A 25,927-nucleotide genomic window follows, 5' to 3' on the forward strand; every position below is an offset into this window, starting at 1 on the left:
GTTGCTGTCAGGAGGGGTCTCGCATGCTGCCCGCCATGAATACCCAGACCGGTTCTTCGCGCATCCGCCCGCTCCTGCTGCCGTTGCTCATCGGCATCGTGGCGATCCTTCCCGTGTCCGCCGTGCTGGCGGGCAAGAGCGACCACATCGAGGCCCGCGAACTGCTCCGCCGCGGCGAGATCGTGCCGCTGGCGCAGATCCTCGAGGTCGTGGCCCATCGCGTCCCCGGTGACGTCATCGAGGTCGAACTCGAGCGCGACGACGGCGTCTGGGAATACAAGGTCAAGGTGCTCACCGCCACCGGCCGGGTCCGCAAGCTCACCCTCGATGCGCGCAACGGCGCGGTGCTCAAGATCAAGGATGATTGATGCGTTGTCTGGTCGTCGAGGACGAGCCTGACATCCGCGCCGACCTGGCGCGCGCGCTCGAGGCGGCCGGATTCTTCGTGGAGACCGCCGCCGACGGCGACGCGGCGTGGTACCAGGGCGACGTCGAGGACTACGATGCGGTGATCCTCGACCTCGGCCTGCCGCAGCTCGACGGCCTGACCGTGCTGCGGCGCTGGCGTTCGGCCGGGCGCACGTTCCCGGTGATTGTGGTGTCCGCGCGCGGCGACTGGACCGAAAAGGTCGAGGGCATCGAGGCCGGGGCGGACGACTACCTGTCCAAGCCGTTCCAGATGGGCGAGCTGGTCGCGCGCGTGCGCGGGCTGGTGCGGCGCGGCGCCGGCAAGCTTTCGCCGGTCATCGAGATCGGCCGGCTGCGCCTGGACACGGTGCGCATGAGCGCCTCGTTCGACGGCGCGCCGGCGCGGATCTCGCCGCTGGAATTCCGCCTGCTCGACTACCTGGCCCACCAGCCCGGCCGTGCGGTGCCGGCCGGCGAACTGGCCGAACACCTGTACGGCGCCACCGAAAGCGGCGACGCCAACGCGATCGAGGCGATCGTGGCGCGCCTGCGGCGCAAGTTCGGCAGCGCGGTCATCACCACCCGGCGCGGCTTCGGCTACCTGCTGGAACAGGACCGATGATCGCCCGCTCGCTGCGCTGGCGCCTGCTGCTGGCCGCGGCGGCGGCGATCCTGATGGCGCTGGCGATCGCGTGGGTATTCATGACACTGCTGTTCGGACGGCACCTGGAGCGCCAGCTCGAAGCCGAGATGACGCGCGGCGCGCTGGTGCTGGTCGCCGGCCTGGAGCTGTCGCCCGCGGGCGGGCCGGTGCTTGTCGCGCAGCCGGTGGATCCGCGCCTGGACAAGCCCGCCGGCGGCGCCTACTGGCAGGTGTCCGCGGACGGCGGCACGTTGCGTTCGCGCTCGCTGTGGGATGCGGTGCTGCCGGTGCCCGCCGATGTCCCCACGGATGCGTGGCGGATGCGTCGCGCGTCCGGGCCGTTCGGGCATCCGGTGGCGGTGCTCGAGCGCCGCCTGGTCATCGAGTCCGACCACGCCCCGGTGGTGGTGCAACTGGCGCAGGACACCGCACCGCTGACCACGGCGCGTGCCGGTTTCGCGCGCGAGCTGGCGGTGTTCCTGGCGGCGCTGTGGGCGGTGCTGTCCGCGGCTGCCTGGCTGCAGGTCACGCTGGGGCTGCTGCCGCTGGGGCGGATCCGCGGCGACCTGGTGAAGCTGGAGAACGACGCCGATGCGCGCCTGCCGCCGGCGCGCCTGCGCGAGATCCAGCCGCTGGTGCAGGCGATCAATTCGCTGGCCGACGCGCGCGCCGGCGAACTCGAGCTTGCGCGCCGGCGCGCCGCCGACCTGGCGCACGGCCTCAAGACGCCATTGGCCGCGCTGGCCGCGCAGAGCCGGCGCGCGCGCGAGGCCGGTGCGGACGCCGCCGCCGACGGCATGGATCGCGCCATCGCCGCGATCGGCCGCGTGGTCGACGCCGAGCTGGCGCGGATGCGGCTGGCGCGGGTGGGGCGCGTGCCCGGCGCCAGCGCGGGCGTGCGCGCGGTGGTCGAGCGGCTGGTCAACGTGCTCGAACACACCGAACAGGGCGGCCAGCTCGCCTTCGCCATCGACATCCCCGCCGGGTTGCAGCTGGCGATGCAGGAGGAGCACCTGTCGGAGGTGGTCGGGGCGGTGCTCGAGAACGCGGTGAAGTACGCCCGCCGCCAGGTGCGGATCACCGCCGCGGCGGGACCGGAATGGACCAGCCTGTGCATCGAGGACGACGGCGCCGGCATCCCCCCGGCGCTGCTGGAGCAGGCCCTGGTGCGCGGGCGCCGGCTGGACGAGGCGGGCGGCAGCGGCCTGGGCCTGTCGATCGCGCGCGAACTGGTCGAGGCCAGCCACGGCCGCATCGCCCTGGATGCCTCGCCGCTGGGCGGCCTGCGGGTGCGTTTCGCTTGGGGGGCCGGCACCGGGAACTGAACGCGCCGGCGGTTGCCTTCACGGCATCTCCACTCCGGAAACGGCAGCCTTCACAAACCTGAAGACTGTACTTCCCCACGACAACTTTCACCGGAGCAGGCATGCGCGGATCAACGGAACCGGGCGGTCTCGTCCTCATCGTCGAGGACAACCGCAATATCTCGGAAATGGTGGGCGAATACCTGGAGGGCCGCGGCTTCGAGGTCGATTACGCCTCCGACGGCCTCGACGGCTACCGGCTGGCGGCCGAAAACACTTACGACGTGATCGTCCTCGACCTGATGCTGCCGCGGCTGGACGGCATCGAGGTCTGCAAGCGCCTGCGCGAGGAAGCGCGCAAGTCCACGCCGGTGCTGATGCTCACCGCGCGCGACACCCTCGACGAGAAGCTGACCGGCCTGGGCGCCGGTGCCGACGACTATCTCACCAAGCCATTCGCCATCCAGGAACTGGAGGCGCGGCTGCGCGCGCTGATCCGCCGCGAGCGCCGGCAGGTGGGCTCGGAAGTGCTCAAGGTCGCCGACCTGGTGCTCGACCCGGCCAGCCTGCGCGCCACCCGCGGCGGCACCGAGCTGCAGCTTTCGCCGATCGGCCTGAAGTTGCTGACCATCCTGATGCGCGAGTCGCCGCGGGTGGTCAACCGGCAGGAAATCGAGCGCGAGATCTGGGGCAACAGCCTGCCCGACTCGGACACCCTGCGCAGCCACCTGTACAACCTGCGCAAGACCATCGACAAGCCGTTCGACAAGCCCTTGCTGCACACCGTGCAGAGCGCCGGCTACCGGATCGCCGACATCGAACAACCGCCGACCTGACCGGCGACGACGCGTTCGTTCCTCCATGTCGCAGGGCCTTCCGCGCAAGCTGCGCTATGCCTTCATCCTGCAGGTGATGCTGGCGAGCGTGGCCGTGGTCGTCGGCGCCGCGGTCACCGGCAGCATCGTCAAGCGGGCGCTGACCGACCAGCAGCTGCGCAACGAGGCGGAGCAGTTCTGGAGCGCGCGCGCCGGCGATCCCGCGCATCCACTGCCGCGCACCTCCACGGTGCACGGCTGGTTCGTGGCCACGGGCCACTCGCAGGACGCGGTGCCCGCGGAGCTGCGCGGCTTCGGCAACGGGATCTCCCGCCTCGCCGACGGCGACAGGAAGCTCTTCATCGACGAGCGGCCACAGGGGCGGCTGTACCTGGTGATGTCGTTCGAACTGCTCGACCGCGTCATCCGGCGCGCGGGCGTGGTCTCGATCCTGCTCGCGCTGCTCGCGATCTACCTGACCACCTGGCTGACCTACCGGGCCACCAAGCGCCTGGTGACGCCGGTGAGCTGGCTGGCGCGGCAGGTGGCCAGGTGGGATCCCAGCAATCCCGACATGCAAACCATCGCCCCCGGCCGGATGCCGGGCGAGGACGGCAGCGAGGTGCGCCAGCTGACCGGTGCGCTGCGCAGGCTGACCCGGCGGACCCGCGAGCTGGTCGCGCGCGAGCGCGACTTCACCCGTGACGCAAGCCACGAACTGCGCACGCCGCTGACCGTGATCCGCGTGGCCACCGACATGATGCTCGCGGATCCGGAGATCCCGCAGCGCACCCATCGCACGCTGAAGCGCGTGCAGGGCGCGGGCCGGGACATGGAGGCGATCATCGATGCCTTCCTGATCCTCGCCCGCGAGAACGTGCATGCGCCACTGACCGAGGACTTCAACGTCGTGCCGGTGGTCGAGGAAGAGGTGGCCAAGGCGCGACCGCAGGTCGAGGGCAAGCCGGTGGAACTCGAACTGGCCATCACCGCGTCGCCGCGCGTGCACGCGTCGCCACGCGTGCTGGCGGTGATGCTCGGCCAGCTGCTCGAGAACGCCTGCGCGTTCACCGAGAGCGGGCGGATCGAGGTGCGGCTGGAAGCAGGTCGCGTGGTGGTATCCGACACCGGCATCGGCATGCCGGCCGAGGTGCTGCACAAGGCCTGGGACCCGTTCTACCGCGCCGACCTCGTCAACCCGTCCGGCAAGGGCATGGGCCTGTCGATCGTGCGCAGGCTCGGCGAGCGGTTCCATTGGCCGGTCCGGCTGGACAGCACGCCCGGCGCCGGTACCACGGCGTCGATCGAGTTCGCCCGCGACGTCATCGCGCGCGGGGATTCCTGAAGGCTGCCCGAGCCGGGAACCGCCTGCCGCCGGCGCCTGTCAACCCGACAGCCATCCGCGCGTTGTCCGCCTCGACACCACAGCCCCGTGAATCCCCCCGCATGAGCAAGCCACGCAGCAAGCCCGCCTCGAACCGCAGCAAGCGACGCCTCCTGGTGGGCGTGGTGGTGGCCGCACTCGCGGCACTCGCCGCTTGGTACTGGCTGTCGCATCGCGCCGCGGCCGACGAGGGCGAGTGGCGCACCACCACCGTCGAGAGCGGCGACATCCGCGTGGCCATCTCGGCGACCGGCACGCTGAGTGCGATTTCCACGGTCACCGTCGGCAGCCAGGTCTCCGGCCAGGTCACCGACGTGCTGGTCGACTTCAACGACAAGGTCACGAAGGACCAGGTGATCGCGCGCATCGACCCGAGCACCTACGAGGCGCAGATCAACCAGGGCAACGCCCAGGTCGCCAGCGCGCAGGCTTCGCTGCGGCAGGCGCAGGCGACGCTGGCCAACGCCGAGGCCGACTACAGCCGCAAGGCCGAGCTCGGGGCGAGCCAGCTGGTCGCCAGGAGCGACATCGACCTGGCCCGCGCCGCGCGCGACCAGGCCCGCGCCCAGGTGAACGCCGCGCAGGCGCAGATCCGCCAGCAGACCGCGTCCACCGAAACCACCCGCATCAACCTCGGCCGCACCGTGATCCGCTCGCCGGTGGACGGGGTGGTGCTCACCCGCACCATCGAGCCCGGCCAGACCGTGGCCGCCAGCCTGCAGGCGCCGGAGCTGTTCACCATCGCCGAGGACCTGTCGAAGATGAAGATCGAGCTGGCCGTCGACGAATCCGACATCGGCCAGGTCAAGACCGGCCAGGCCGTGTCGTTCACCGCCGATGCCTTCCCCGATCGCCAGTTCAGGGGCGTGGTCGACCAGGTGCGGCTGTCGGCGACGACCACCAACAACGTGGTCACCTATCCGGTGGTGGTCACCGTCGACAACGACGACGGCACCCTGCTGCCGGGGCTGACGGTGAACGCAGAGATCGAGGTCAGCAAGCGCGACGGCGTGCTCAAGGTCGCCAACGCCGCGCTGCGCTACAAGCCCGCGAATGAAAGCGCCACCAGCCAGGCCCCGCGCGCGGCGCGCGGCAGTGGTGGCGGGGTGGGCGACGATCTCGCCCGCACCGCAGCCTCGCTGGAACTCGATGCCACCCAGCAGGCCGCCTTCGACAGCGCCAACGCCGCGATCGAGCGGCGCCAGGCCGCGCGCCAGGCCGCGCCGCAGCAGCAGGGCAACAGCATGTTCGGCGGCCCCGGCGGGCAGCGCTCGGGCGGCAGCAGCGACAGTGCCATGCAGGCGCAGATCCGCCAGCGCATGCTCGAACGCTACCAGCAGGATTTCGCCGCCTTCCGCACCGCGCTCGACGACGCGCAGCGCGCGAAGTGGGATGCCGCCGTGTCGGCGCTGGTCGGCGCGCGCCGGGCACCGCTGTACAAGCTGGTCAACGGCCAGCCGCAGCAGGTGATGGTGCGCATCGGCGCCAGCGACGGCACCACCACCGAGGTGTCGGGCAACATCAAGGCCGGCGACGTGGTGATCACCGGCGAGCGCCCGCGGTCGTGAGTGCGACCGTGGCGGCCGCGCGGCCCGCGGTGATCGAGACCCGCGCGCTCGGCAAGGTCTACTCGCCCGGCACGCAGGCCGAGGTGGTGGCGCTCAGGGGCGTCGACCTGCGTATCGCGCGCGGCGACTTCGTGGCGATCATGGGGCCTTCGGGTTCGGGCAAGTCGACGCTGATGAACCTGGTCGGCTGCCTGGACACCGCCAGCAGCGGCAGCTACGAGTGCGACGGCATTGACGTCTCGACGCTCGACGCCGAGGAACTGGCAACCCTGCGCCGCGACAAGATCGGCTTCGTGTTCCAAGGCTTCAACCTGCTGCCGCGGATGAGCGCGGTGGACAACGTGGCGATGCCGCTGGGCTACGCGCGGGTGCCGGTCGCCGAGCGCCACGAGCGCGCGCGCCAGGCGCTGGCCGCGGTCGGCCTGGCCGAACGCGGTGGACACCTGCCCAGCGAACTGTCCGGCGGCCAGCAGCAGCGCGTGGCGATCGCGCGCGCGCTGATCAACCAGCCGCCGATCCTGCTTGCCGACGAACCCACCGGCGCGCTGGACAGCAAGACCGGCGAGGAAATCCTCGCCCTGTTCAAGCGCCTGCGCGACGCCGACCACACCGTGGTGCTGATCACCCACGACCCCGAAGTCGCCGCGCACGCCGACCGCACCTACGTGATGCACGACGGCGAGCTGCACGAGCAGGAGCGGACATGAACTTCACCGACATCCTGCGCACCGCCATCCACGCCCTGCGCGGCAACTGGATGCGCAGCGCGCTGACCTCGCTGGGCGTGATCATCGGCATCGCCGCGGTGATCGTGATGGTGTCGGTCGGGCAGGGCACACAGCGCGAGATCGACAGCCTGGTGTCGGGACTGGGCTCGCAGCGCCTGGACATCTCGCCCGGCGCCCGCCGCGGCGCCGGCGGCGCGCGTCAGAGCGCCAGCAGCTTCTTCACCCTGACCGAGGGCGACGTCGACGCCATCCGCAACGAGATCCCGGAAGTGCAATACGTGGCCGGCGCGCTGCGCGGCAATACCCAGGTGGTGTTCGCGGAGAACAACGCGGCGACCAGCTGGCAGGGCGTGCAGCCGGACTGGTTCGCGATCAACGACTGGAAGGTCGCGCAGGGCGCCGGCTTCGAGGCGCAGGACTACAGCAGCGCGGCGAAGAACGTGATCATCGGCGAGACCGTGCGCCGCACCCTGTTCGGCGACGACACCGGCGTCGGCCAGACCATCCGGCTGGGGCGGGTGCCGTTCACCGTGGTCGGCACGCTGGCGCCGAAGGGGCAGGGCGGCTTCGGCCAGGACCAGGACGACATCGTGATGGTGCCGCTGGAAACCGGGCGCCGCCGCCTGCTCGGGATGATGGGCCTGCCGCCGAGCGCGGTCATGCAGGTCGCGCTGACCGTCACCAGTGCCGACGACCTGGACTACGTGCAGGGCGAGGTCGAGGCGCTGTTGCGCCAGCGCCACAAGATCCGTCCCGGCGACGACGACGACTTCCGCGTGCGCAACATCAGCGAGATCGTGGCAACGCGCACTGCCACCACCAACCTGATGTCCAAGCTGCTCGGCGCCGTGGCGACGATCTGCCTGATCATCGGCGGCATCGGCATCATGAACATCATGCTGGTGTCGGTGACCGAGCGCATCCGCGAGATCGGCCTGCGCATGGCCGTCGGCGCCGGGCCCAGCGACGTGCGCCGGCAATTTCTCGCCGAGGCGATGCTGATCTCGCTGATCGGCGGGGTGATCGGCATCGGGATCGGCGTGGTCGGCGCGCTGCTGGTGGGCAGGTTCAGCGAACTGCCGGTGGCGCTGAACGGGCAGGTGGTGGCGCTGGCGGCGGTGTTCTCGATCAGTACCGGCCTGTTCTTCGGCTATTACCCGGCGCGCAAGGCCTCGCAGCTGGATCCGATCGAGGCGCTGCGGCAGCAATAGCAGGCGTTGTGCGGCCATCGGCCGCCGATCGCCTATCCTGTCGCGATGGACACCACGACACCCAACCCACCTGTCGCCCTGGTCATCCACGGCGGCGCCGGGGTGATCGAGCGCGACCGGCTCGGCGCCGACGACGAGCGCGAAATCCGCGCCGGGCTCGATGCCGCGCTCGATGCCGGACAGGCCGTGCTCGTGCGCGGCGGCAGCGCGCTCGACGCGGTCGAGGCCGCGGTGCGCGCGCTGGAGGATTCTCCGCGCTTCAATGCCGGCCACGGCGCGGTCTACGACGCGGAAGGGCGGCACGAACTCGACGCCTCGGTGATGGAGGGCCACACCCGTCGCGCCGGTGCGGTCGCGGGCGTGACCACGATCCGCAACCCGGTCTCGCTGGCGCGCGCGGTGATGGAACATTCCCCGCACGTGATGCTGATCGGCGCGGGCGCGGAAGCCTTCGCCGACACGCGCGACGATATCGCCCGCGAGCCGAACGCGTACTTCGATACCCCGCACCGGCGCGCCGAACTCGAGCAGGCGCAGGCCCGCGAACGCGCCGACGCCGACGCGGCGGAGAACCTCAAGGGCAAGTATTTCGGCACCGTCGGCGCGGTCGCGCTGGACGCGCAGGGCCACATCGCCACGGCCACTTCCACCGGCGGCATGACCAACAAGCGCTGGGGCCGGGTCGGCGACACGCCGCTGGTCGGCGCGGGGACCTGGGCGGACGGGCGCTGCGGCGTGTCGGGCACCGGCTGGGGCGAGTTCTTCATCCGCTGCGCCGTCGCCCACGACATCGCCGCGCGCGTGGCCTACCGTGGCGATTCGCTGCAGGCCGCGGCGGAAGCGGTGATCCTCGACGCCGTGCCCGGGTTGGGCGGCGATGGCGGCGCGATCGCGCTCGACCGCGACGGCAACATCGCCATGGTCTTCAACACCTCGGGCATGTACCGCGGCTGGGTGCGGCCGGACGGCAGCCGTGGCACTGCGATCTTCGGCGAAGCCTGACCCGCGTCAGCGCAGGTACGGCGCCACGACCCCGCGCCACAGCGCGTAGCCGCGCGCGTTCATGTGCAGCTGGTCGTTGCCGAACAGTTCGGCGCGCGGGCGGCCGTCGGCGTCGAGCATGGGCGTGGCGACGTCGATGAAGTCGACGGCCCGCATCCGCGCCGCCTCGGCTTTCACCAGCGCGTTGGCGCGCTGCTGCGCCGGCAGCTGCGCGATGCGTGCCGGGCTGGGCTTGATCGCCAGCCAGGCGATCGGGACACCGGGCAGGTCGCGGCGGACGCGGGCGACGAAGGTGCGGAAGTCGTCGCGCACCTGCTCGGGCGAACGCTTGGCGTCGATGTCGTTGTCGCCCGCGTACAGCACGATCCGCTGCGGCGCGTAGCGCACGGCGACCTCGTCCGCGTACCAGGTCGCGTCGCGCAGCTGCGAACCGCCAAAGCCGCGGTTGAGCACCGGCACGCCGGGGAAATCCTCCGCCAGCGTCGCCCACATCCGCACCGAGGAACTGCCGGTGAACACCACCGGATGCGCAGGCGGCGGCTGCGCCGCGTCTTCGGCGGCGAACCGGGCCATGTCCGCCGCCCACTGCGGCGAGGACACCGGGTCGAGCGGCGCGGAATCCGGCACCGGGGCCACGCCGGTCGCGGTCGCGGCCGGACCCGTGCCGGCGCAGCCCGGCAGCAGGGCCGCAAGCAGGGCCGCGAGGAGCAGGGCGATGGACGACTGGACGACGCGCATGGCGGCTCCGGTGGCGGCAGGCCGCCAGTGGAACAGCCGTGCATGCGCGATGCAAACCGCCCCGCGTACAGGCGCCGGGGACGGCCGATGTGGCAAAATCGACCGGTTGCGGCCGTTTGGCCGCGGTCTCCACGCCTGTCCATGCCGTCCACTCCCGAACCCGTCCGCGCCGGCCCCAGCCCCATCCGGGCGTCCGGCCGACCGCGTTCCCGCGTGCGGGGCTGAGGTGGCGGACGAAATCGGCCACCTTCCGCGCGGTCCGGCGCGCATCCTGCTTGCGACCCGGTGGTCGCTGCAGGGCCTGCGCGCGGCGTGGCTGCACGAATCCTCGTTCCGGCTCGAGGCCTACCTGTTCGTCCTGCTGGCGCCGCTGGCGTGGTGGCTGGGCGGGAGCGGCATCGAGCGCGCGCTGATGATCGGATCGATGCTGATGGTGCTGAGCGCGGAGCTGCTGAACTCGGCGATCGAGGCGGTGATCGAGCGCTACGGCGCCGAGCACCACGAGCTGGCCGGGCGCGCCAAGGACATGGGGTCCGCGGCGGTGTTCGTGCTGATGATGAACGTACTGCTGTGCTGGGGCCTGGTCCTGGCACCGCGCTGGACTTGATGCAGGCGCGCGTGCGCCGGGCGCCGCCGCGCGCGAAACCATTCTTGAAGGAAACTGCTTGATGAGTTGGGAAATGCTGGCCGATCCGCAGGTATGGATCCTGCTGTTGACGTTGAGTTCGATCGAGATCGTGCTGGGCATCGACAACCTCGTCTTCATCTCGATCGCGGTCAGCCGCCTGCCCGCGGAGAATCGCGAGCGTGCGCGCAAGTTCGGCATCGCCGTGGCCTGCCTGACCCGCATCGCGCTGCTGCTCACGCTGGCCTACCTGGCGCACATGAAGCAGGACCTGTTCACCCTGTTCGGGCGCGGCGTCTCGGTGCGCGACCTGATCCTGATCCTCGGCGGCATCTTCCTGCTGGTGAAGGGCACGATGGAGATCCGCGACCTGGTCAACGGCGAGGAGGAGTCGGAGGACATCCACACCAAGCCGGTCACCTCGTTCGGCGCGGTGATCGCGCAGATCGCGGTGATCGACATCGTGTTCTCGCTCGACTCGGTGATCGCCGCGGTCGGCATGGCCGACGAATACGTGCCGGTGATGGTGGCCGCGATCCTGCTGGCGGTGGCCGTGATGCTGCTGGCCGCGCGCCCGCTGGGCCAGTTCATCGACAACAATCCGACGATCAAGATGCTGGCGCTGGCCTTCATCGTGCTGATCGGCGCCTACCTGCTGGTCGACGGCCTCGGCCTGCACATGCCCAAGGGCTACATCTACGGCGCGATGGGCTTCTCGGCCGCGGTCGAGTGCCTCAACCTGTGGGCCAAGCGCCGCGCGCGGCTGCGCGGCGAGGGCGACTGAGGGCGTTCGCCGGCCGGCGTTGCGTGGCCCGTCCGGGAGTGCTGCAATGCCGGCATCCTTCCGATGGAGCCGGACCATGCGATTGATCCTGTTGATGGTGCTTGCCGCCCTGCTCAGCGGCTGCGGGTACAACCAGATCCAGCAGAAGGACGAAGCGGTCAACGCCGGCTGGTCCGAGGTGCTCAGCCAGTACAAGCGCCGAGCGGACCTGGTCCCCAACCTGGTCAACACGGTCAAGGGCTACGCGTCGCACGAGCAGCAGGTGCTGACCCAGGTGACCGAGGCGCGCGCCAAGGTCGGGCAGATCAACGTCAACGCCGACGACGTGGCCTCGCTGGCGCAGTTCCAGGCGGCGCAGGGAGAGTTGTCGAGCGCGCTGTCGCGGTTGATGGCGGTCGTGGAGAGCTACCCCAACCTCAAGGCCGACCAGGCCTTCCTGAACCTGCAGACCCAGCTGGAGGGCACCGAGAACCGGATCACGGTGGCGCGCGGCCGCTACATCCAGCTGGTGCAGGACTACAACACCTACATCCGCTCGTTCCCGCAGAACCTGGTTGCGATGATGTTCGGTTACAAGACCAGGCCGAATTTCACGGTCGAGAACGAAGCGCAGATCCAGGATGCACCCACGGTGGATTTCGGCAGCAGCGCGCCGGAGGCGCCGCCACAGCCGGCGCCTGCCGGCTGATCCGGTCGCACATCGACGCAGGAGGCATCGATGGTATCCAGGCAGGGACGCAGGCGGCTCGCAGGCATTGTCGACACGTTGGCGCTGGCCGTGGTCCTGGCCAGCGCATTCGCGGTTGCGCCGGCAGCCGCGCAGGACCGGGCCACCCCGCCGGCCGTGCCGGTCCTGGTGGAAAAGAGCGCCGATGGCGGCGTCCTGGCCGCGGTGCCACCGCTGTCGTCGGCGGTGATCGATACCAGCGGCACGCTGTCGGGCAACGCGACCAGCCGTATCGAGGCCCGCATCGCCACCTTCGAGGAAGGCACCGGCAGCCAGCTCCAGGTCCTGGTCGTCCCGACCACCGGGGATGAATCGATCGAGGCGTACGCGAACCGCGCATTCGAGGCGTGGAAGCTCGGCCGCAAGGGCGTCGACGATGGTCTCCTGCTGGTGGTGGCGAAGAACGACCGCCAGGCACGCATCGAGGTGGGTTACGGGCTGGAAGGCGTGATTCCCGACATCACCGCCGGCCGGGTGCTGGACGAGTACGTGGTGCCGAAGTTCCGCGATGGCGACTACGGCGGCGGCATCGAAGCCGGCGTGGAGCAGCTGATCCGCCTGGCCGAAGGCGAGGCATTGCCCCCGCCGGAGCATGGCACTGGGGATGATGTGAGCGGCCAGGGCCTGCTTCTGCTGGTGCTGCTCGCGGTCGTTGGCGGCATGGTCGGATCGTTGAAGGGGGTGAGCTGGCCGTGGATGCTCGGTGCCACGATATTGGCCTGCGTACTGGTCGCGGCCCTGATGCCCGGCATGTTCGTTGCGTACCTGTTGTCGATGCCGTTCACGCTCGTTTTTTTCTGGCCGCTGGGCTGGTTCCTCATGCAATCCGGCAAGGCGCGTTGGTGGGCGGGTGCGGTGCTGGCCCTGGTCGCACTGGCGGCGCTGCTGGTGCAGCTGTTTGGCGGCATCAAAGTAATAACGGGGCTTGTCATCGTGCTGGTGGCCGCATTCCTGTGCGTCTTCCTGTCGCTGCCGGTGCTTGGTGCGACACATGCGTGGAAGCACAACCGGACGGGCTTCTGGGTGCGAGCATGTGTCTGGATTGCCGGTCTGTCGTTCGCGCTGTATGCCAGCGCCTCCGCGGACTGGTCGATCGATACCATGATCCCGGCAGGCATGGCTTGCTTCATCGGCACCATTGTCCTGTTTGCGACCGCCCTGCCGGGCGGTAGCGGGTCGGGCGGCCGATCTTCCCGTTCCGGCTCGCGATCCTCCCACTCGAGGTCTTCCCGCTCTTCGAGTTCAAGCAGCCGTTCCGGTGGGGGTGGCAGGAGTGGCGGCGGTGGAGCGTCGCGGAGCTGGTGAAGGCGGCCCGGTCCGGTTCCGGTACCCTTTTGCAGGTGAATTCCTCGATGTCCCATCCGCCTGGTCACCGAGGCCGCGCATGGCGCATGCCGGCATGGCTGCCGACGCTGTTCCTGCCTGTGCTGCTGTCATGGGCAGTCATCGCTTCCGCGCAACAGGCAGCGGCGATCCCGCCGCTGGATTCCCCGGTGGTCGACACCACCGGCACGCTTGATGACGCGCAGAAGCAGCAGCTTGAGCAGCAGGCATTGGCGTTGCAGCAGCGCAAGGGCAGCCAGCTGCAGGTGTTGCTGGTAGGCAGCACCCGGCCCGAGTCGATCGAGCAGTACACCCAGCGCGTGTTCGACCAGTGGAAGCTGGGCCGCAAGGGCGTCGACGACGCCGTGCTGCTGGTGGTCGCCAAGGACGACCGCCGCGTGCGCATCCAGCCCGGCTACGGGCTGGAGGGCGCGATCCCCGACATCACCGCCGGCCGCGTCATCCAGGAATACATGGCGCCGAAGTTCCGTGCCGGCGACTACGGCGGCGGTATCGTCGACGCGACCGCGGTGCTTGTGCAACTGATCGACGGCGAACCGCTTCCGGCGCCGATTGCCGACAACCGCGGCAGCGAAAGTACCGTGGGCCGTGCAAGCCAGGTGGGCCGTGGCGGTGGCGGGGACAACCGGTGGACGTTCACGCTGATTGTCGCCTTCGTTGCCGCGAGCTTCGTGCGTCGTCTGTTCAGCCGTGCGCCGGCCTTGACGCGCGGCCTGCTGACCGGCGGCGTGGCGGGCAGCCTGGCGTGGCTGCTGTCGGCGCAACTGTCGATGGGCCTGATGATGGCGGTGCTCGGATTCGTCCACGGTGTGTTCAAGGCGCCCGGCGGCAGCTACGTGCGGCACGGCGGCTGGAGCCGGTCCGGTGGCAGCGGCAGTTCGGGCGGTGGTGGCTGGAGCAGCTCGGGCAGCTCCCGGAGCAGCGGCTGGTCCGGCGGCGGCGGCAGGAGCGGAGGCGGCGGCGCCTCGGGGAGCTGGTGATGCCGAACCGGTTCACGCGGCTGTTGCGCCACCTGGCCACCGGCGCGGAGGCGCGCCTGTTCTCCGACGGCAGCCTGCAGCGCATCGCCGACGCGGTGGCCGAAGGCGAGGCGCGCCATCGCGGCGAGATCTGCTTCGCGGTGGAGCCGGCTTTGCCGGTGCGGCAGGTGCTGCGCGAGGTGCAGGCCCGCGATCGCGCGCACGAGGTGTTCGCGCAGCTGCGGGTCTGGGACACCCGCGCCAACAACGGCGTGCTGGTCTACCTGCTGCTGGCCGACCATCGCATCGAGATCGTCGCCGACCGCGGCCTCGCCGGCCTGGTCAGCGAGGAACAGTGGCGCGGCGCCTGCCTGCTGATGGAGGAGCGCTTGCGCGCCGGCGAGCCGGTCGAGGCGATCGTGCGCGGTGTCGCGGCGATCTCCGACCTGCTTGCGCTGCATTTCCCGCGCAGCCCCGGTGACATCGACGAGAACGAGTTGCCCGATCAGCCCCGCGTGCTCTGACGGGGGATCGCCGGCGCCGGTCCGGCAAGCACCACCACGCGCGCCGCGGCACAATAGGCGCAACGAAGGTCCGGAGCCACGCGCCCGATGCTGTTCCTCAATCAGATCGACCCGATCGCCTTCCGCCTCGGCCCGCTGGCCGTGCACTGGTACGGGATCATGTACCTGGTCGGCTTTGCCGTGGCCTGGTACCTCGGCCAGCGCCGGGTGCGCGCCGGGCGGCTGCCGGGCGTGGACGCCAATGCCTTCGGCGACCTGCTGTTCTACGGCATGCTCGGCGTGATGCTGGGCGGGCGCATCGGCTACATCCTGTTCTACGACCTGTCCACGTACCTGGCCGATCCGGTGCAGGTGTTCAAGATCTGGGAAGGCGGGATGAGCTTCCACGGGGGCCTGCTGGGCGTGGTGGTGGCCGCGTGGCTGTGGGCGCGCAGGCACCGGCTGCATTTCTTCGACGTGGCCGACTTCATCGTGCCGCTGGTGCCGCCGGGGCTGGGCTTCGGGCGGCTGGGCAACTACATCAATGGCGAGCTTTGGGGCAAGTTCACCGAGGCAGGCTGGGGTGTGGTGTTCCCGCAGGCGCCGGAGGTGACGAGGCTCGGACTCGATCCCGCTGCCCTGCGCGCGCAGTTCGAGGCCGGCGCGCTGGACGCCTTCGCGCGCCATCCCTCGCAGCTGTACCAGGCCGGGCTGGAAGGCCTGGCGATGTTCTGCATCCTGTGGTGGTACTCGCGCAAGCCGCGGCCGCGCTACGCGGTGGCCGGGATGTTCGCGCTGCTGTACGGCGTGTTCCGGTTCGCGGTGGAGTTCGTGCGCCTGCCCGACGCGCAGATCGGCTACCTCGCCTTCGGCTGGCTGACCATGGGCCAGGTGCTGAGCCTGCCGCTGATCGCGATCGGCCTGCTGTGGCTGTGGATGTCGCGGCGCGCGCCGACGCTGCAGCCGCAGCCGGCCGGGGACGCGGCATGAAGCAGTACCTCGACCTGCTGCGCCATGTGCTCGAGCACGGCACGGAAAAGTCCGACCGCACCGGCACCGGCACGCGCAGCGTGTTCGGCTGGCAGATGCGCTTCGACCTCAACGAAGGTTTTCCGCTGGTCACGACCAAGAAGCTGCACCTGCGCTCGATCGTGCACGAGCTGCTGTGGTTCCTGAAGGGCGAAACCAACATCGCCTACCTCAAGGACAACAAGGTCTCGATCTGGGACGAATGGGCCGACGCCGACGGCGAGCTCGGCCCGGTCTACGGCAAGCAGTGGCGGCGCTGGGCCGACACCGACGGCGGCGAGATCGACCAGATCCGCTGGGTGGTGGACGAGATCGGCCGCAATCCGGATTCGCGGCGGTTGATCGTCTCCGCCTGGAACGTGGCCGACCTGCCGCGCATGGCGCTGATGCCGTGCCACACGATGTTCCAGTTCTACGTCGTCGACGGGCGCCTGAGCTGCCAGCTTTACCAGCGCAGCGGCGACATCTTCCTCGGCGTGCCGTTCAACATCGCCAGCTATGCGCTGCTCACGCACATGGTGGCGCAGGTCACCGGGCTGGGCGTGGGCGATTTCGTGCATACGCTCGGCGACGCGCACCTGTACTCGAACCACGACCAGCAGGCGCGCGAGCAGCTCTCGCGCACGCCCCGCGCGCTGCCGACGCTGAAGCTCGACCCCGGCGTCCGCGACATCTTCGGCTTCAGCTACGACGACATCACGATCGAAGGCTACGATCCCCTGCCGGCGATCAAGGCACCGGTGGCGGTATGAAGGCCGTGCAGCGCGTGCTGGCGGGACTGCTTGCCTGCGTCTGCGCCGCTGCGTGGGCGCAGGCGCCATCCACGACGGAACTGCCGCCGCTTCCCGGGCAGCCGATCGAAGTCCCGCGACTGCCGGCCGATGCCGGCAAGGCGGACCTGCTCGAGGCCTACTTCCGCGTGACCGGCGACCCGATGCTGGACGGCCTGGTCGACGAGGTCGCGGCGGTGCCGGAAAGCGCGCGGCGCCGGGCGGATGGCTGCCCGCAGGCGATGGAGTTCATCGAGGCCGCGGCGCTGGAGCAGTTCCGGCCGTACCTGGAGCAGTCCGTCGCCCGATTGCGTGGCGACCTCATGGCGTTGCTCGGCGACGCCCTCACCGAAACCGACCTGCGTGCCTTCCTGCGGTTCGCGGCCACGCCCGATGGCCAGCGGCATCTCAACGGCGCCGCGCGCCGGGAAGGCGAGCTGAGGCTTGCGGCTTATCCGGCCTACGAGCAGGACGAAGAGCTGCGCACGTACCAGGACCACCTCGACCTCGCCGACACGCAGCTCGACGAAGCCCTGGACGGATGGCAGCAACGAATGATGACTGACGAGGATTTCGTCGCGACGCTGACCACGGTCCACGGCCGCTACGAGCAACTCCTGGCCGAATGCGCGGCGGACGGGACGGCGGGATGAGCCCGGCGCCGGCGATCGCCATGGTTGCGGCGGTGGATCGCAACCTGGCGATCGGCCGCGGCAACGCGATGCCCTGGCACCTGCCGGACGATTTCCGCCACTTCAAGGCGCTGACCCTCGGCAAGCCCATCCTGATGGGCCGCAGGACGGCCGAATCGCTGGGCCGCGCGCTGCCCGGGCGGCGCAACCTGGTGCTGACGCGTGGCGGCCGCGTGCCGTTCGAAGGGATGGAGGCGGTGGCCTCGCTCGACGCCGCGCTGCAGGCAGCGCGCGATGACGGCGCGGCGGCGCTGTGCGTGATCGGCGGCGGGCAGGTCTACGCGCTGGCGCTGCCGCGGGCGGCGACGATGCACCTGACCCACGTCGACACGGCGGTGGAGGATGCGGACGCGTTCTTCCCGGCGTTCGATGCCGCTGACTGGCGGGCCGTGTCGCGTGAGCGGCATGCGGCCGATGCCAGGCACGCCTTCGGCTTCGAGTTCGTCGAATACGTGCGCGCGTAGCAATCCCTTCCCGCGTAGATCTAGACGACCTCGCGCCCCGGCACCTGCACGATGCGCAACTCGTCGGTATCGAGCTGCAGCGCAGTGAGCTTGCCGCCCCACACCGCACCGGTGTCGATGGCGTGCACGCCGTGGCCGATGAACAGGTTCAGCGCGCTCCAGTGGCCGCAGACGATCTTCAGGTCCCGCGTCGCGTGCCCCGGCACCTCGTACCAGGGATACAGGCCCGGCTGTTGGGTGCCGGGCGTGTTCTTCTCCTCGAATGCGATCCGCCCGCGCGGCGTGCAGTAGCGCATGCGGGTGAAGATGTTGATGATCGCGCGCTCGCGGTCCAGGCCCTTGAGGCCGGGCGACCATGCGGGGCGGTCGCCGTACATCTGCTTGAACAGCTTGCGGTAGTTGCCGCTGCGCAGGCGGTCCTCGACCTCGCGCGCGTGCTTCTCCGCCATTTGCGTGGTCCACTTCGGCGCCAGCCCGGCGTGGATCATCATCCAGCCAAGGTCGCGGTCCACGTGTGCCAGCGGTTGCATGCGCAGCCAGTCGAGCAGCACGTCGCGGTCGTCCGCGAACAGCACCCGGCGCAGGTCCGGGTTGACCCGGCGCTGCTCTTCCTCGCGGCGCTCGGCGATCGCCAGCAGCGACAGGTCGTGGTTGCCCAGCACGCTGACCGCGCTGTCGCGCAGCGAATGCACCAGCCGCAGGGTCTCGAGCGACTGCCCGCCGCGGTTGACCAGATCGCCGCAGAACCACAGCCGGTCGCGCGCCGGATCGAAGGCGATCTTCTCCAGCAGCCGCTGTGTCGGTTCGAGGCAGCCCTGCAGGTCGCCGATGGCCCAGACGCTCATCTCGCCGCCTCGCGCCTCAATGCAGCGTCCGCGGCATCGACAGCGTGAACGGCGGGATCGGTGCGTCGAAGCGCGTGCCGTCGTCGCCGACCATGTCGTAGTTGCCTTCCATCGTGCCCACCGCGGTGGCCAGCACGGCGCCGGAGGTGTAGGTGAACTGTTCGCCCGGCTCGATCCGCGGCTGCTCGCCGACCACACCCTCGCCCGCGACCTCCTCGACCTGGCCGTTGGCGTCGGTGATCAGCCAGCGTCGCGCCAGCAGCTGCGCGGGCAGGCGCCCGACGTTGCGGATGCGGATGGTGTAGGCGAACACGTAGCGGTCGTCGTCGGGCGCCGATTCCTCGTCGAGGAAGCGGGTGGCGATCTGGATTTCGAGGGTGTAGTCCGCTGCTTCGTCCATGGCGACAGTGTAAGGGCTTGCGGTGAACACCCGGACTACGCGGCGTCGACGAGATTCGCCAGGCGCACGAAATCGGCGACGTCCAGCTGTTCGGCGCGCGCCTGCGGGTCGATGCCGGCCGCGCGCAGCGCTTCCCCGTCGCAGACCGCGCGCAGCGCGTTGCGCAGGGTCTTGCGGCGCTGGCCGAAGGCCGCGCGCACGACGGCGGCGAAACGGGCGCGGTCGTCGATGCCGATGCGCGCGGGATCGCGCGGCACCAGCCGCATCACCGCCGAATCGACCTTCGGCGGCGGCCGGAACGCGCCGGGACCCACCGTGAACAGCATGGTGACCTCGCAGAATGCCTGCAACATCACGCTCAGCCGGCCGTACACCTTGCTGCCGGGGCCGGCGGCCGCGCGTTCGACGACTTCCTTCTGCAGCATGAAGTGCATGTCGCGCACCGCGCCGGCGTGGTCGAGGGCGTGGAACAGGATCGGCGAGGACAGGTTGTACGGCAGGTTGCCGACCAGACGGATCGGCGTGCCGTCCGCCAGCTCGGTGAAGTTGACGTCGAGCACGTTGGCGTGGACCAGGGTCAGCTCGCCGTGCGTGCGCGCCGCCGCCGTGAGCGGCTGCAGCAGGTCGCGGTCGAACTCGATCGCGGTCAGCGCGCCGTGGCGGTCGAGCAGCGGGAAGGTCATCGCGCCCTGGCCGGGGCCGATCTCGACCAGCCGGTCGCCGGGCTTCGGGTCGACCGCGAGGATGATCCGGTCGACCACGCCGCGCTCGTGCAGGAAGTGCTGGCCGAGCGACTTCTTGGCGGGGCCGTCGAAGCGCGCGTCGCTCACAGCAGCTTCGTCCCGGGCGGCACGTCGCGGTCGGGCACGCACAGCGCGACGTTGCCGTCGGCGTCGTGGAAGCCGGTGACCAGGCATTCGGACATCAGCGGGCCGATCTGCTTGTTCGGGAAGTTGACCACGGCCACCACCAGCCGGCCGACCAGGTCTTCCGGTGCGTAATGGACGGTGACCTGCGCGCTGGACTTGCGCACGCCGATGTCGGGGCCGAAGTCGACCTGGAGGATGTAGGCCGGCTTGCGCGCCTGCGGGAACGGTTCGGCGGACAGCACGCGTCCGACGCGCAATTCCACCTTCATGAAATCGTCCCAGCCGATCTGCTGCATGCTGGCGTCGCTCATCTTCCGCTGCTTCCTTGCGTGCGCGCCTGCGCGCGCGGCCGCGCCAGCCGCGTGCAGGTGTCGATCGCGGCGAGCAGGCTGGACGGATCGGCCGTGCCCTTGCCGGCGAGGTCGAGCGCGGTGCCGTGGTCGACCGCCACGCGCGGGTAGGGCAGGCCGAGGGTCAGGTTCACCGCGCGCTCGAAGCCGCTGTACTTGAGCACCGGCAGGCCCTGGTCGTGGTACATCGCCAGCACCGCGTCGAACCCTTCGAGCCGGGCCGGCAGGAAGGCCGTGTCCGCCGGCAGCGGGCCGTGCAGGGCCATGCCTTCGCCGCGCAGGCGTTCGAGCAGCGGTTCGATCACGTCGATCTCCTCGCGCCCCAAGTGGCCGGCCTCGCCCGCATGCGGGTTGAGGCCGAGCACGGCGATCACCGGTGCCGCGATGCCGAAATCGCTGCGCAGCGCGGCGTGCAGGATGCGCAGCGTGCGCTCCAGCGCGTCCGGCGTGATCGCGTCGGCAACTTCGCGCAGCGGCAGGTGGGTGGTCGCCAGCGCCACGCGCACGATGTCGTTGGCCAGCATCATCACCACCTCGCAGCCGGCCTGTCCGGCCAGCAGCCCGGTGGTGCCGGTGTAGGCGATGCCGCCGGCGTTGATTGCCGCCTTGTGCACGGGGCCGGTGACCAGGCCGTCGAGTTCGCCGGCGATGCAGGCCGCGGCGGCGCGCTCGAGCGCGGCGATCACCGCCACTGCGTTGCGTGGATCGGGGTGGCCGAATTCCGCGGCAACCGCGGCGGGGATATCGACGATCCGCGTGCGGCCGGGCGCGGTTGCGCGCGCGTCGCCGGCATCGACGAATTCCGGCGGCGGCATGCCGATCGCGGCGGCGGCACGCGCCAGCGTGGCGCGGTCGCCGAACACGACGAGGTCGGCTTCGCGGTTCTGGTGCAGCGCGCGGACGCAAAGCTCCGGCCCGACGCCGGCCGGTTCACCCGGGACCAGCGCGAGCCGCGGACGCATGGCTCAGTTTCCGGTCGCGGCCGCCGGCGTGCCGGTGCGGATGTCGACGTAGGCCTCGCTGCGCATCTCGCGCAGGAAGCGGTTCCACTCGTCTTCCAGCTTGCGCTGGCCGATGCGCTCGCGCATCTGCGCGCGGCGGTTGTCGTCGGTGACGTCCGTCTGGCGGGTTTCCTCGCGCTGGAGGATGTGCCAGCCGGCCTGGGTCTTGAACGGTGCAGATACCTGTCCGTCCTGCAGCGAGGCGACCTGAGCGCCGAATTCCGGCCCGAACTGGTCCTGCGTGAACCAGCCCAGCTCGCCGCCCTTGTCCTTGCTGAAGGCGTCGTCGGAGTTTTCCGCCGCGACCTCGGCGAAGTCGGCGCCGCCGGCGATGCGCGCGCGCAGGGTGTCGGCCAGCGCCTTGGCTTCGGCCTCGTCCGCGCGGCGGACAAGGATGTGGCGCGCGCGGTACTGGGTGACGGTCTGCGCGCCTGCGGACTGGTCGGCGGACCGCTTTTCGACCAGCTGCAGCAGCTGGAAGCCGCTGGGACCGCGGACCGGGCCGACGACCTGGCCGTCCTGCAGGCCGCGGATGGTGGTGGCGAAGGCGGCCGGGATCTCGTCGAGGCTGCGCCAGCCCAGGTCGCCGCCCTCAAGTGCGTTTGGGCTGTCCGAATAGCGCACGGCGGCGGCGGCGAAAGTCATTTCGCCCTTGTCGAGCAGGTTCTTGATGCCGTCGACCTTCTGCTGGCCGAGTGAAATCTGCTCGGGCGTGGCGCCGTCGGGCAGCGAGACCAGGATGTGGGCGAGGTGGTACTGCTCGCTGTTCTCCGAGGCCAGCGCCGCATCGACCTCGGCGTCGCTGACGCTGATCCGGGTCTGCGCGAAGCGCTGCCGCAGCTGCTGGCTCAGCATCTCGTCGCGCAGCGAGTTGCGGAAGTCGTCGTAGGACATGCCGTCGCTGGCCAGCTGCTGGCGCAGCTGGTCCTGGGTGAGGTTGTTCTGCTGGGCGATGTTGGCGACCGCGTTGTCGATCTCGCTGTCGCCGACGCGCACGCCCATGTCCGCCGCGCGGGCGGTCTGCAGGTGCAGCAGGATCAGGCGTTCGAGCACCTGCCGCTGCAGGATCTCGCGCGGCGGCAGCTGGTCCTCGCGGCCGACGTACTGGGCGAGCACGTTGTTGAGCGCCAGGTCGAGCTCGCTCTTCAGGATCACGTCCTCGTCGACGACGGCGGCGATGCTGTCCAGCGGTTCGACCTGCTGCGCGTGCGCTGCCGTGCCGAAGAGCAGTGCGACGGCGAGGAAAAAGGCGTTGGGAGTCTTCATGGGAGGTCGTTGAAGGAGTCGTCGTCGTCGCCGCTGCGGATCTCGGGCGGCGGCACGAGGTAGAGGTCCTCGCGGTAATAGCCGAGGATAGCACGGCGCAGGCGGCTCTCCGTGTCCGGGCCGGCCGAACCCAGGCCCTTGAGTTCGATCTCCAGCTGGATCTGGTCGTTCATGTCGCCGGCACGGTTGCGCACGTAGCGGCGGGCGACCAGGCGCGCGGCCAGGCAGCAGCTGTCCCACTGCACGCCGGCGATGCCCTCGAGCATCTGCTTGTCCTTGATCGAGTAGTAATAGCGGCCGACCAGGCTCCACGACGGGCTGAGCGGATAGAGGAACGACAGGTCGGCCTGCTCGAGCAGGTCCTCGCCGCTGTTGGCGTTGCGGCGGTAGCGGTAGCTGAGATTGACGATGCCGTCGTCGCCGATCAGGTAGCGCGTGCGCAGGCTGGCCAGGTCCTCGCGGCCGTACTTGGGGTCCCACTGGTAGGAGGCGCCGATGTTCCAGCGGTCGTTGACCGCGTAGCTGACGTCGGCCACCCACGCCGAGCGGCCGCTTTCGACCACCGGGCTGGTACTCGACAGGCGGACCCGCGAGTCCTCGAAGTACTGGATCTGGCCCAGGCTCACCGCCAGCTTCTCGCGGCCGTCGGATTCGCGGATCAGGCGGCTGGTCACCGCCATGGTGAGCTGGTTGGCGTCGGTCTGGCGGTCGGCGCCGGAAAAGCGGTTGTCGCGGAACAGCTGGCCCCAGCTGAAGGTCATCGCACCGGTGTCGAAGACCGGCAGGTTGTCCTGGTCGCGGTAGGGCGCGTTGAGGTAGAACAGCCGCGGCTCGAGCGTGTTGACGTAGTCCTCGCCGCGGAAGTTGACGTTGCGGTCGAAGTACAGCCCGGCGTCTAGCGAGCTGATCGGCATGCTGCGGCTGGGCGAGGTTTCCGGGTTGGCGGAGTCGAGGTTCTCGGCCAGCTCGCGGTCGAGCCGGTAGCCGGTGTAGCGCCAGGCCAGCGTCGGCGTGATGAACCAGCTCGCGCCGCCCAGCGGCATGCTGACGTAGGGCTTGATGTCCAGGCGGGTGCCGCCGGGGCGGGCATCGCTGTCGATGTGCTGGAAGCGCGCGGCCTCGGTGTTGACGCCGGCGGTGAACCAGCGGCCGAAGGGCTGCTCCCAGTTGAAGTAGGCGCGCGGCATGCGGTAATAGGGCAGGCGCCGCTCGGACAGCGTGTAGTCGGACAGCTGGTAGTAGTCGGCCATCAGGCCCGCGTCCCAGTGGCGTCCGCGGCCGTAAACGCCGAGGTCGCTGTTGACGCGGAAGTCCGACAGCGAGCCGGAGTTGTTGTTGAAGTCCTCCAGGTAGCGCGGGTCGCTGATCCAGTTGAGGTTGGCGCGCGCCTGCCAGGTGCGGTTGATGTTCTGCCTGCCGACGAACTTGAAGCGGCCGCGGTCTTCCTTGCGGCGGTTGTCGAGCGGGTAGCCGCGATCGATGAATTCGGCCAGCTCCTCGTCGTGCTCGCGGCTGGTCAGGTCATCCGACGGCAGGTAGCCGATGTCGAACTTGCCGCGCCCGGTCGGGGTGAGGTAGCGGAATTCGGTGTCCAGCATCAGCCCGCGCTTGGTCATGAGCCTGGGTTCCAGGGTCATGTCGTAGTTCGGCGCGAGGTTGATGTAGATCGGCTGCCGCCAGTCGAAGCCGTTGCGGTTGGACTGGCCGACGTTCGGGTACAGCAGGCCGGTCACGCGGCGGTCGTCGATCGGGAACTTGAACCACGGCACGTACAGCACCGGCACCTTGCCCACGCGGATGGTCGCGTTGCGCGCGGTGCCGAAGCCGGAGTCGGTGTCGATGTCGATCTCGTCGGCGCGCAACTCCCAGTGGCGGTCGCTGGGCGGGCAGGTCGAATACGTCGAGCCGACCAGCTTGCCCTGGGTGCCCTGCATGCGGATGGTCTGCGCGCCGCCGTTGCCGCGGCGTTCGATCAGCTGGTAGCGGACGTCGTCGATCTGGTGGGTGTCGTTGGTCTGGTCGCCGTGCGCGCGCTCGGCGATCATGCGCATGCCCGCGTCCTGGTAGCGCACGTTGCCGTCGGCGACGTACTGGTCGGTCTGCTGGTCGAAGCGCAGGTTGTCGGCGTGCAGATACTGGTCGCCGCGCTGCAGGGTGACGTTGCCCTGGAAGTTGATCGTCTCGCCGGAGATGCCTTCGACGCTGTCGCCGGCCACGTCGGTGTTCTGCGATTCACGGTCTTCGGGCGAGCCCACCGGCGGCGGGGCGTCGGCGAAGGCCGGCACCGCGTCCTCCACCGGGCACAGCGACCAGTCCAGCGGACGGTCGTCGTCGGCGTGGGCGGTCAGCGGGAGCGTGAGGGCGATGCACAGCGGCAGTGGGAGCAGGCGGAGAACAGGGCGCACGCGGGCATCCGTTCAATGAAAATCGGCCGTTAGCTTGCCGCATCGCCCTGCCAGCGGCAATGACGACGAAAGATTGCCTTCAGTCCGCGCAAGCCCCTGTAAACACGGCGTTGAAGTTGCGGAACGGCGGCTGAATGCGGCCGGCGCGTCAGTCGCGCAGGGCGCCGACGTGGGCCAGGGCGCATTCGCGCAGCGCCTGCAGGTCGTAGCCGCCCTCCAGGGTCGACACCAGCCGCCCGTGCGCGTGGGCGTCGGCCAGCCGGCGCAGCTCGACGGTCAGCCAGGCGAAGTCGTCGGCCTCCAGCTGCAGCTGCGCCAGCGGGTCGCGCCAGTGCGCGTCGAAGCCGGCCGAGACCAGCAGCAGTTGCGGGCGGAAGGCGTCGATCGCCGGCAGCAGCCGGTCCTCCCATGCGGCGCGGAAGCCGCGGCTGCCGGTGCCCGGCGGCAGCGGCACGTTGAGGACGTTGCCGGCGCCGCGCTCGTGCACGTGGCCGGTGTCCGGATACAGCGGCATCTGGTGGGAACTGAGGTAGTGCACGCGCGGCTCGGCGTCGAAGATCGCCTGGGTGCCGTTGCCGTGGTGGACGTCGAAATCGGCGATCGCCACCCGTGCCAGCCCGTGCCTTTCGAGGGCGTGCGCGGCGGCGACGGCGACGTTGTTGAACAGGCAGAAGCCCATCGCCGCGTGCGCGGTGGCGTGGTGGCCCGGCGGGCGGACCGCACAGAAGGCGACCGGCGCTTCGCCGGACAGCACCAGGTCCACCGCCGCCACGCCGGCGCCGGCCGCGCGCAGGGCGGCTTCGGCCGACTGCGGCGACAGCACCGTATCCGGGTCCAGCGCGACCGGCTGTGCCGGATGCGCCTCCAGCACGGCCGTGAGCAGCGATTCGTCGTGGACCCGCAGCAGTTCGCCGCGCCCGGCGCGGGGCGCTTCGCGCCAGTCGAGGTCGTCGAAGCCGTTGCGCAGCGCCTCGATCACCGCGCCCAGCCGCTGCGGCCGCTCGGCGTGGCCGGAGCCGGTGTCGTGGGCGAGGCAGGCGGCGTGGGTGAAGACCGGCAGGCTCACGGCGACATCCTCATGGAAGCACCTCGC

At 70.2% G+C, this 25,927-nt stretch carries 27 protein-coding genes and 1 pseudogene; 19 read left to right on the top strand and 9 right to left on the bottom strand.

Going from position 1 to position 25,927, the window contains the following annotated elements:
* Window positions 1-23 precede the first annotated feature (23 nt).
* From ABD679_RS03645 to ABD679_RS03685, 9 genes are all read left to right on the top strand, one after another.
* The gene (locus tag ABD679_RS03645) at window positions 24-368 is read left to right on the top strand and encodes a PepSY domain-containing protein (protein WP_344758573.1); all 345 of its coding nucleotides are present in this window, start codon (window positions 24-26) and stop codon (window positions 366-368) included.
* Window positions 368-1,030: a response regulator transcription factor gene (locus ABD679_RS03650; RefSeq protein WP_344758574.1), complete on the top strand. Its 663-nt coding sequence runs from the start codon at window positions 368-370 to the stop codon at window positions 1,028-1,030. Before ABD679_RS03645 ends, ABD679_RS03650 begins: the two co-directional genes overlap by 1 nt.
* A complete protein-coding gene (locus tag ABD679_RS03655; protein WP_344758575.1) occupies window positions 1,027-2,376 on the top strand; it encodes a sensor histidine kinase in 1,350 nt (449 codons plus the stop codon). The genes ABD679_RS03650 and ABD679_RS03655 overlap by 4 nt, the downstream gene beginning before the upstream one ends.
* A 101-nt stretch (window positions 2,377-2,477) precedes the next feature.
* Window positions 2,478-3,191, top strand: a complete 714-nt coding sequence (locus ABD679_RS03660) for a response regulator transcription factor (protein WP_344758576.1) — start codon at window positions 2,478-2,480, stop codon at window positions 3,189-3,191.
* A 25-nt stretch (window positions 3,192-3,216) separates the two neighbouring features.
* The gene (locus tag ABD679_RS03665; RefSeq protein WP_344758577.1) at window positions 3,217-4,515 is read left to right on the top strand and encodes a sensor histidine kinase; all 1,299 of its coding nucleotides are present in this window, start codon (window positions 3,217-3,219) and stop codon (window positions 4,513-4,515) included.
* Window positions 4,516-4,616: 101 nt separating this feature from the next.
* The gene (locus ABD679_RS03670) at window positions 4,617-6,122 is read left to right on the top strand and encodes an efflux RND transporter periplasmic adaptor subunit (protein ID WP_344758578.1); all 1,506 of its coding nucleotides are present in this window, start codon (window positions 4,617-4,619) and stop codon (window positions 6,120-6,122) included.
* A complete protein-coding gene (locus ABD679_RS03675) occupies window positions 6,119-6,829 on the top strand; it encodes an ABC transporter ATP-binding protein (protein ID WP_344758579.1) in 711 nt (236 codons plus the stop codon). The genes ABD679_RS03670 and ABD679_RS03675 overlap by 4 nt, the downstream gene beginning before the upstream one ends.
* Window positions 6,826-8,061: an ABC transporter permease gene (locus tag ABD679_RS03680; protein WP_344758580.1), complete on the top strand. Its 1,236-nt coding sequence runs from the start codon at window positions 6,826-6,828 to the stop codon at window positions 8,059-8,061. The genes ABD679_RS03675 and ABD679_RS03680 overlap by 4 nt, the downstream gene beginning before the upstream one ends.
* Window positions 8,062-8,106: 45 nt before the next feature.
* Entirely contained in the window at window positions 8,107-9,063 is a 957-nt protein-coding gene (locus ABD679_RS03685) for an isoaspartyl peptidase/L-asparaginase family protein (protein WP_344758581.1), read from the top strand.
* A 6-nt stretch (window positions 9,064-9,069) separates the two neighbouring features.
* Here the strand turns inward: ABD679_RS03685 and ABD679_RS03690 are convergent, their stop codons facing one another.
* On the bottom strand, window positions 9,070-9,801 hold the full coding sequence (locus ABD679_RS03690) for an SGNH/GDSL hydrolase family protein (protein WP_344758582.1): 732 nt from the start codon (window positions 9,799-9,801) through the stop codon (window positions 9,070-9,072).
* Window positions 9,802-10,027: 226 nt separating this feature from the next.
* Here ABD679_RS03690 and ABD679_RS03695 point away from each other — a divergent pair, with 226 nt between their 5' ends.
* From ABD679_RS03695 to ABD679_RS03740, 10 genes are all read left to right on the top strand, one after another.
* Window positions 10,028-10,408: a diacylglycerol kinase gene (locus tag ABD679_RS03695; RefSeq protein WP_344758583.1), complete on the top strand. Its 381-nt coding sequence runs from the start codon at window positions 10,028-10,030 to the stop codon at window positions 10,406-10,408.
* 61 nt (window positions 10,409-10,469) lie between these two features.
* Window positions 10,470-11,210, top strand: a complete 741-nt coding sequence (locus tag ABD679_RS03700) for a TerC family protein (RefSeq protein ID WP_344758584.1) — start codon at window positions 10,470-10,472, stop codon at window positions 11,208-11,210.
* 76 nt (window positions 11,211-11,286) lie between these two features.
* Window positions 11,287-11,898: a LemA family protein gene (locus ABD679_RS03705; protein WP_344758585.1), complete on the top strand. Its 612-nt coding sequence runs from the start codon at window positions 11,287-11,289 to the stop codon at window positions 11,896-11,898.
* Between the two features lie 30 nt (window positions 11,899-11,928).
* The gene (locus ABD679_RS03710) at window positions 11,929-13,242 is read left to right on the top strand and encodes a TPM domain-containing protein (RefSeq protein WP_344758586.1); all 1,314 of its coding nucleotides are present in this window, start codon (window positions 11,929-11,931) and stop codon (window positions 13,240-13,242) included.
* An 86-nt stretch (window positions 13,243-13,328) separates the two neighbouring features.
* Window positions 13,329-14,261: a TPM domain-containing protein gene (locus ABD679_RS03715; protein ID WP_344758587.1), complete on the top strand. Its 933-nt coding sequence runs from the start codon at window positions 13,329-13,331 to the stop codon at window positions 14,259-14,261.
* Window positions 14,261-14,764, top strand: coding sequence for a TPM domain-containing protein (locus ABD679_RS03720; RefSeq protein WP_344758588.1), 504 nt, complete (start codon window positions 14,261-14,263; stop codon window positions 14,762-14,764). Before ABD679_RS03715 ends, ABD679_RS03720 begins: the two co-directional genes overlap by 1 nt.
* Window positions 14,765-14,851: 87 nt before the next feature.
* Window positions 14,852-15,733 carry a prolipoprotein diacylglyceryl transferase gene (lgt, locus tag ABD679_RS03725; RefSeq protein WP_344758589.1) on the top strand — a complete coding sequence of 294 codons (882 nt, stop codon included), beginning with the start codon at window positions 14,852-14,854 and terminating at the stop codon, window positions 15,731-15,733.
* Window positions 15,730-16,524: a thymidylate synthase gene (locus ABD679_RS03730; RefSeq protein WP_344758590.1), complete on the top strand. Its 795-nt coding sequence runs from the start codon at window positions 15,730-15,732 to the stop codon at window positions 16,522-16,524. Before lgt ends, ABD679_RS03730 begins: the two co-directional genes overlap by 4 nt.
* Window positions 16,521-17,195, top strand: coding sequence for a hypothetical protein (locus ABD679_RS03735; protein WP_344758591.1), 675 nt, complete (start codon window positions 16,521-16,523; stop codon window positions 17,193-17,195). The genes ABD679_RS03730 and ABD679_RS03735 overlap by 4 nt, the downstream gene beginning before the upstream one ends.
* Window positions 17,192-17,698, top strand: a complete 507-nt coding sequence (locus ABD679_RS03740; RefSeq protein WP_344758592.1) for a dihydrofolate reductase — start codon at window positions 17,192-17,194, stop codon at window positions 17,696-17,698. The genes ABD679_RS03735 and ABD679_RS03740 overlap by 4 nt, the downstream gene beginning before the upstream one ends.
* A 26-nt stretch (window positions 17,699-17,724) precedes the next feature.
* On the opposite strand, the pseudogene ABD679_RS03745 reads toward ABD679_RS03740, so the two are convergent.
* From ABD679_RS03745 to ABD679_RS03780, 8 genes and pseudogenes are all read right to left on the bottom strand, one after another.
* Window positions 17,725-18,543: pseudogene (locus ABD679_RS03745) on the bottom strand (symmetrical bis(5'-nucleosyl)-tetraphosphatase); the annotation flags it as partial.
* A 16-nt stretch (window positions 18,544-18,559) separates the two neighbouring features.
* On the bottom strand, window positions 18,560-18,943 hold the full coding sequence (apaG, locus tag ABD679_RS03750; protein WP_344758593.1) for a Co2+/Mg2+ efflux protein ApaG: 384 nt from the start codon (window positions 18,941-18,943) through the stop codon (window positions 18,560-18,562).
* Between the two features lie 35 nt (window positions 18,944-18,978).
* Window positions 18,979-19,773: a 16S rRNA (adenine(1518)-N(6)/adenine(1519)-N(6))-dimethyltransferase RsmA gene (gene rsmA, locus ABD679_RS03755; protein WP_344758594.1), complete on the bottom strand. Its 795-nt coding sequence runs from the start codon at window positions 19,771-19,773 to the stop codon at window positions 18,979-18,981.
* Window positions 19,770-20,123 carry a tRNA-binding protein gene (locus ABD679_RS03760; RefSeq protein ID WP_425561838.1) on the bottom strand — a complete coding sequence of 118 codons (354 nt, stop codon included), beginning with the start codon at window positions 20,121-20,123 and terminating at the stop codon, window positions 19,770-19,772. Before ABD679_RS03760 ends, rsmA begins: the two co-directional genes overlap by 4 nt.
* Complete coding sequence (gene pdxA, locus ABD679_RS03765) at window positions 20,120-21,124, bottom strand: 4-hydroxythreonine-4-phosphate dehydrogenase PdxA (RefSeq protein ID WP_344758595.1); 1,005 nt, start codon at window positions 21,122-21,124, stop codon at window positions 20,120-20,122. The genes ABD679_RS03760 and pdxA overlap by 4 nt, the downstream gene beginning before the upstream one ends.
* Window positions 21,125-21,127: 3 nt before the next feature.
* Entirely contained in the window at window positions 21,128-22,429 is a 1,302-nt protein-coding gene (locus ABD679_RS03770) for a peptidylprolyl isomerase (protein ID WP_344758597.1), read from the bottom strand.
* A complete protein-coding gene (gene lptD, locus ABD679_RS03775) occupies window positions 22,426-24,834 on the bottom strand; it encodes an LPS assembly protein LptD (RefSeq protein WP_344758598.1) in 2,409 nt (802 codons plus the stop codon). Before lptD ends, ABD679_RS03770 begins: the two co-directional genes overlap by 4 nt.
* Window positions 24,835-24,982: 148 nt before the next feature.
* Complete coding sequence (locus ABD679_RS03780; RefSeq protein WP_344758694.1) at window positions 24,983-25,894, bottom strand: histone deacetylase family protein; 912 nt, start codon at window positions 25,892-25,894, stop codon at window positions 24,983-24,985.
* Window positions 25,895-25,927 lie beyond the last annotated feature (33 nt).

Source organism: Luteimonas lutimaris (genome assembly GCF_039537065.1).
In the GTDB taxonomy this organism is placed as follows: domain Bacteria; phylum Pseudomonadota; class Gammaproteobacteria; order Xanthomonadales; family Xanthomonadaceae; genus Luteimonas; species Luteimonas lutimaris.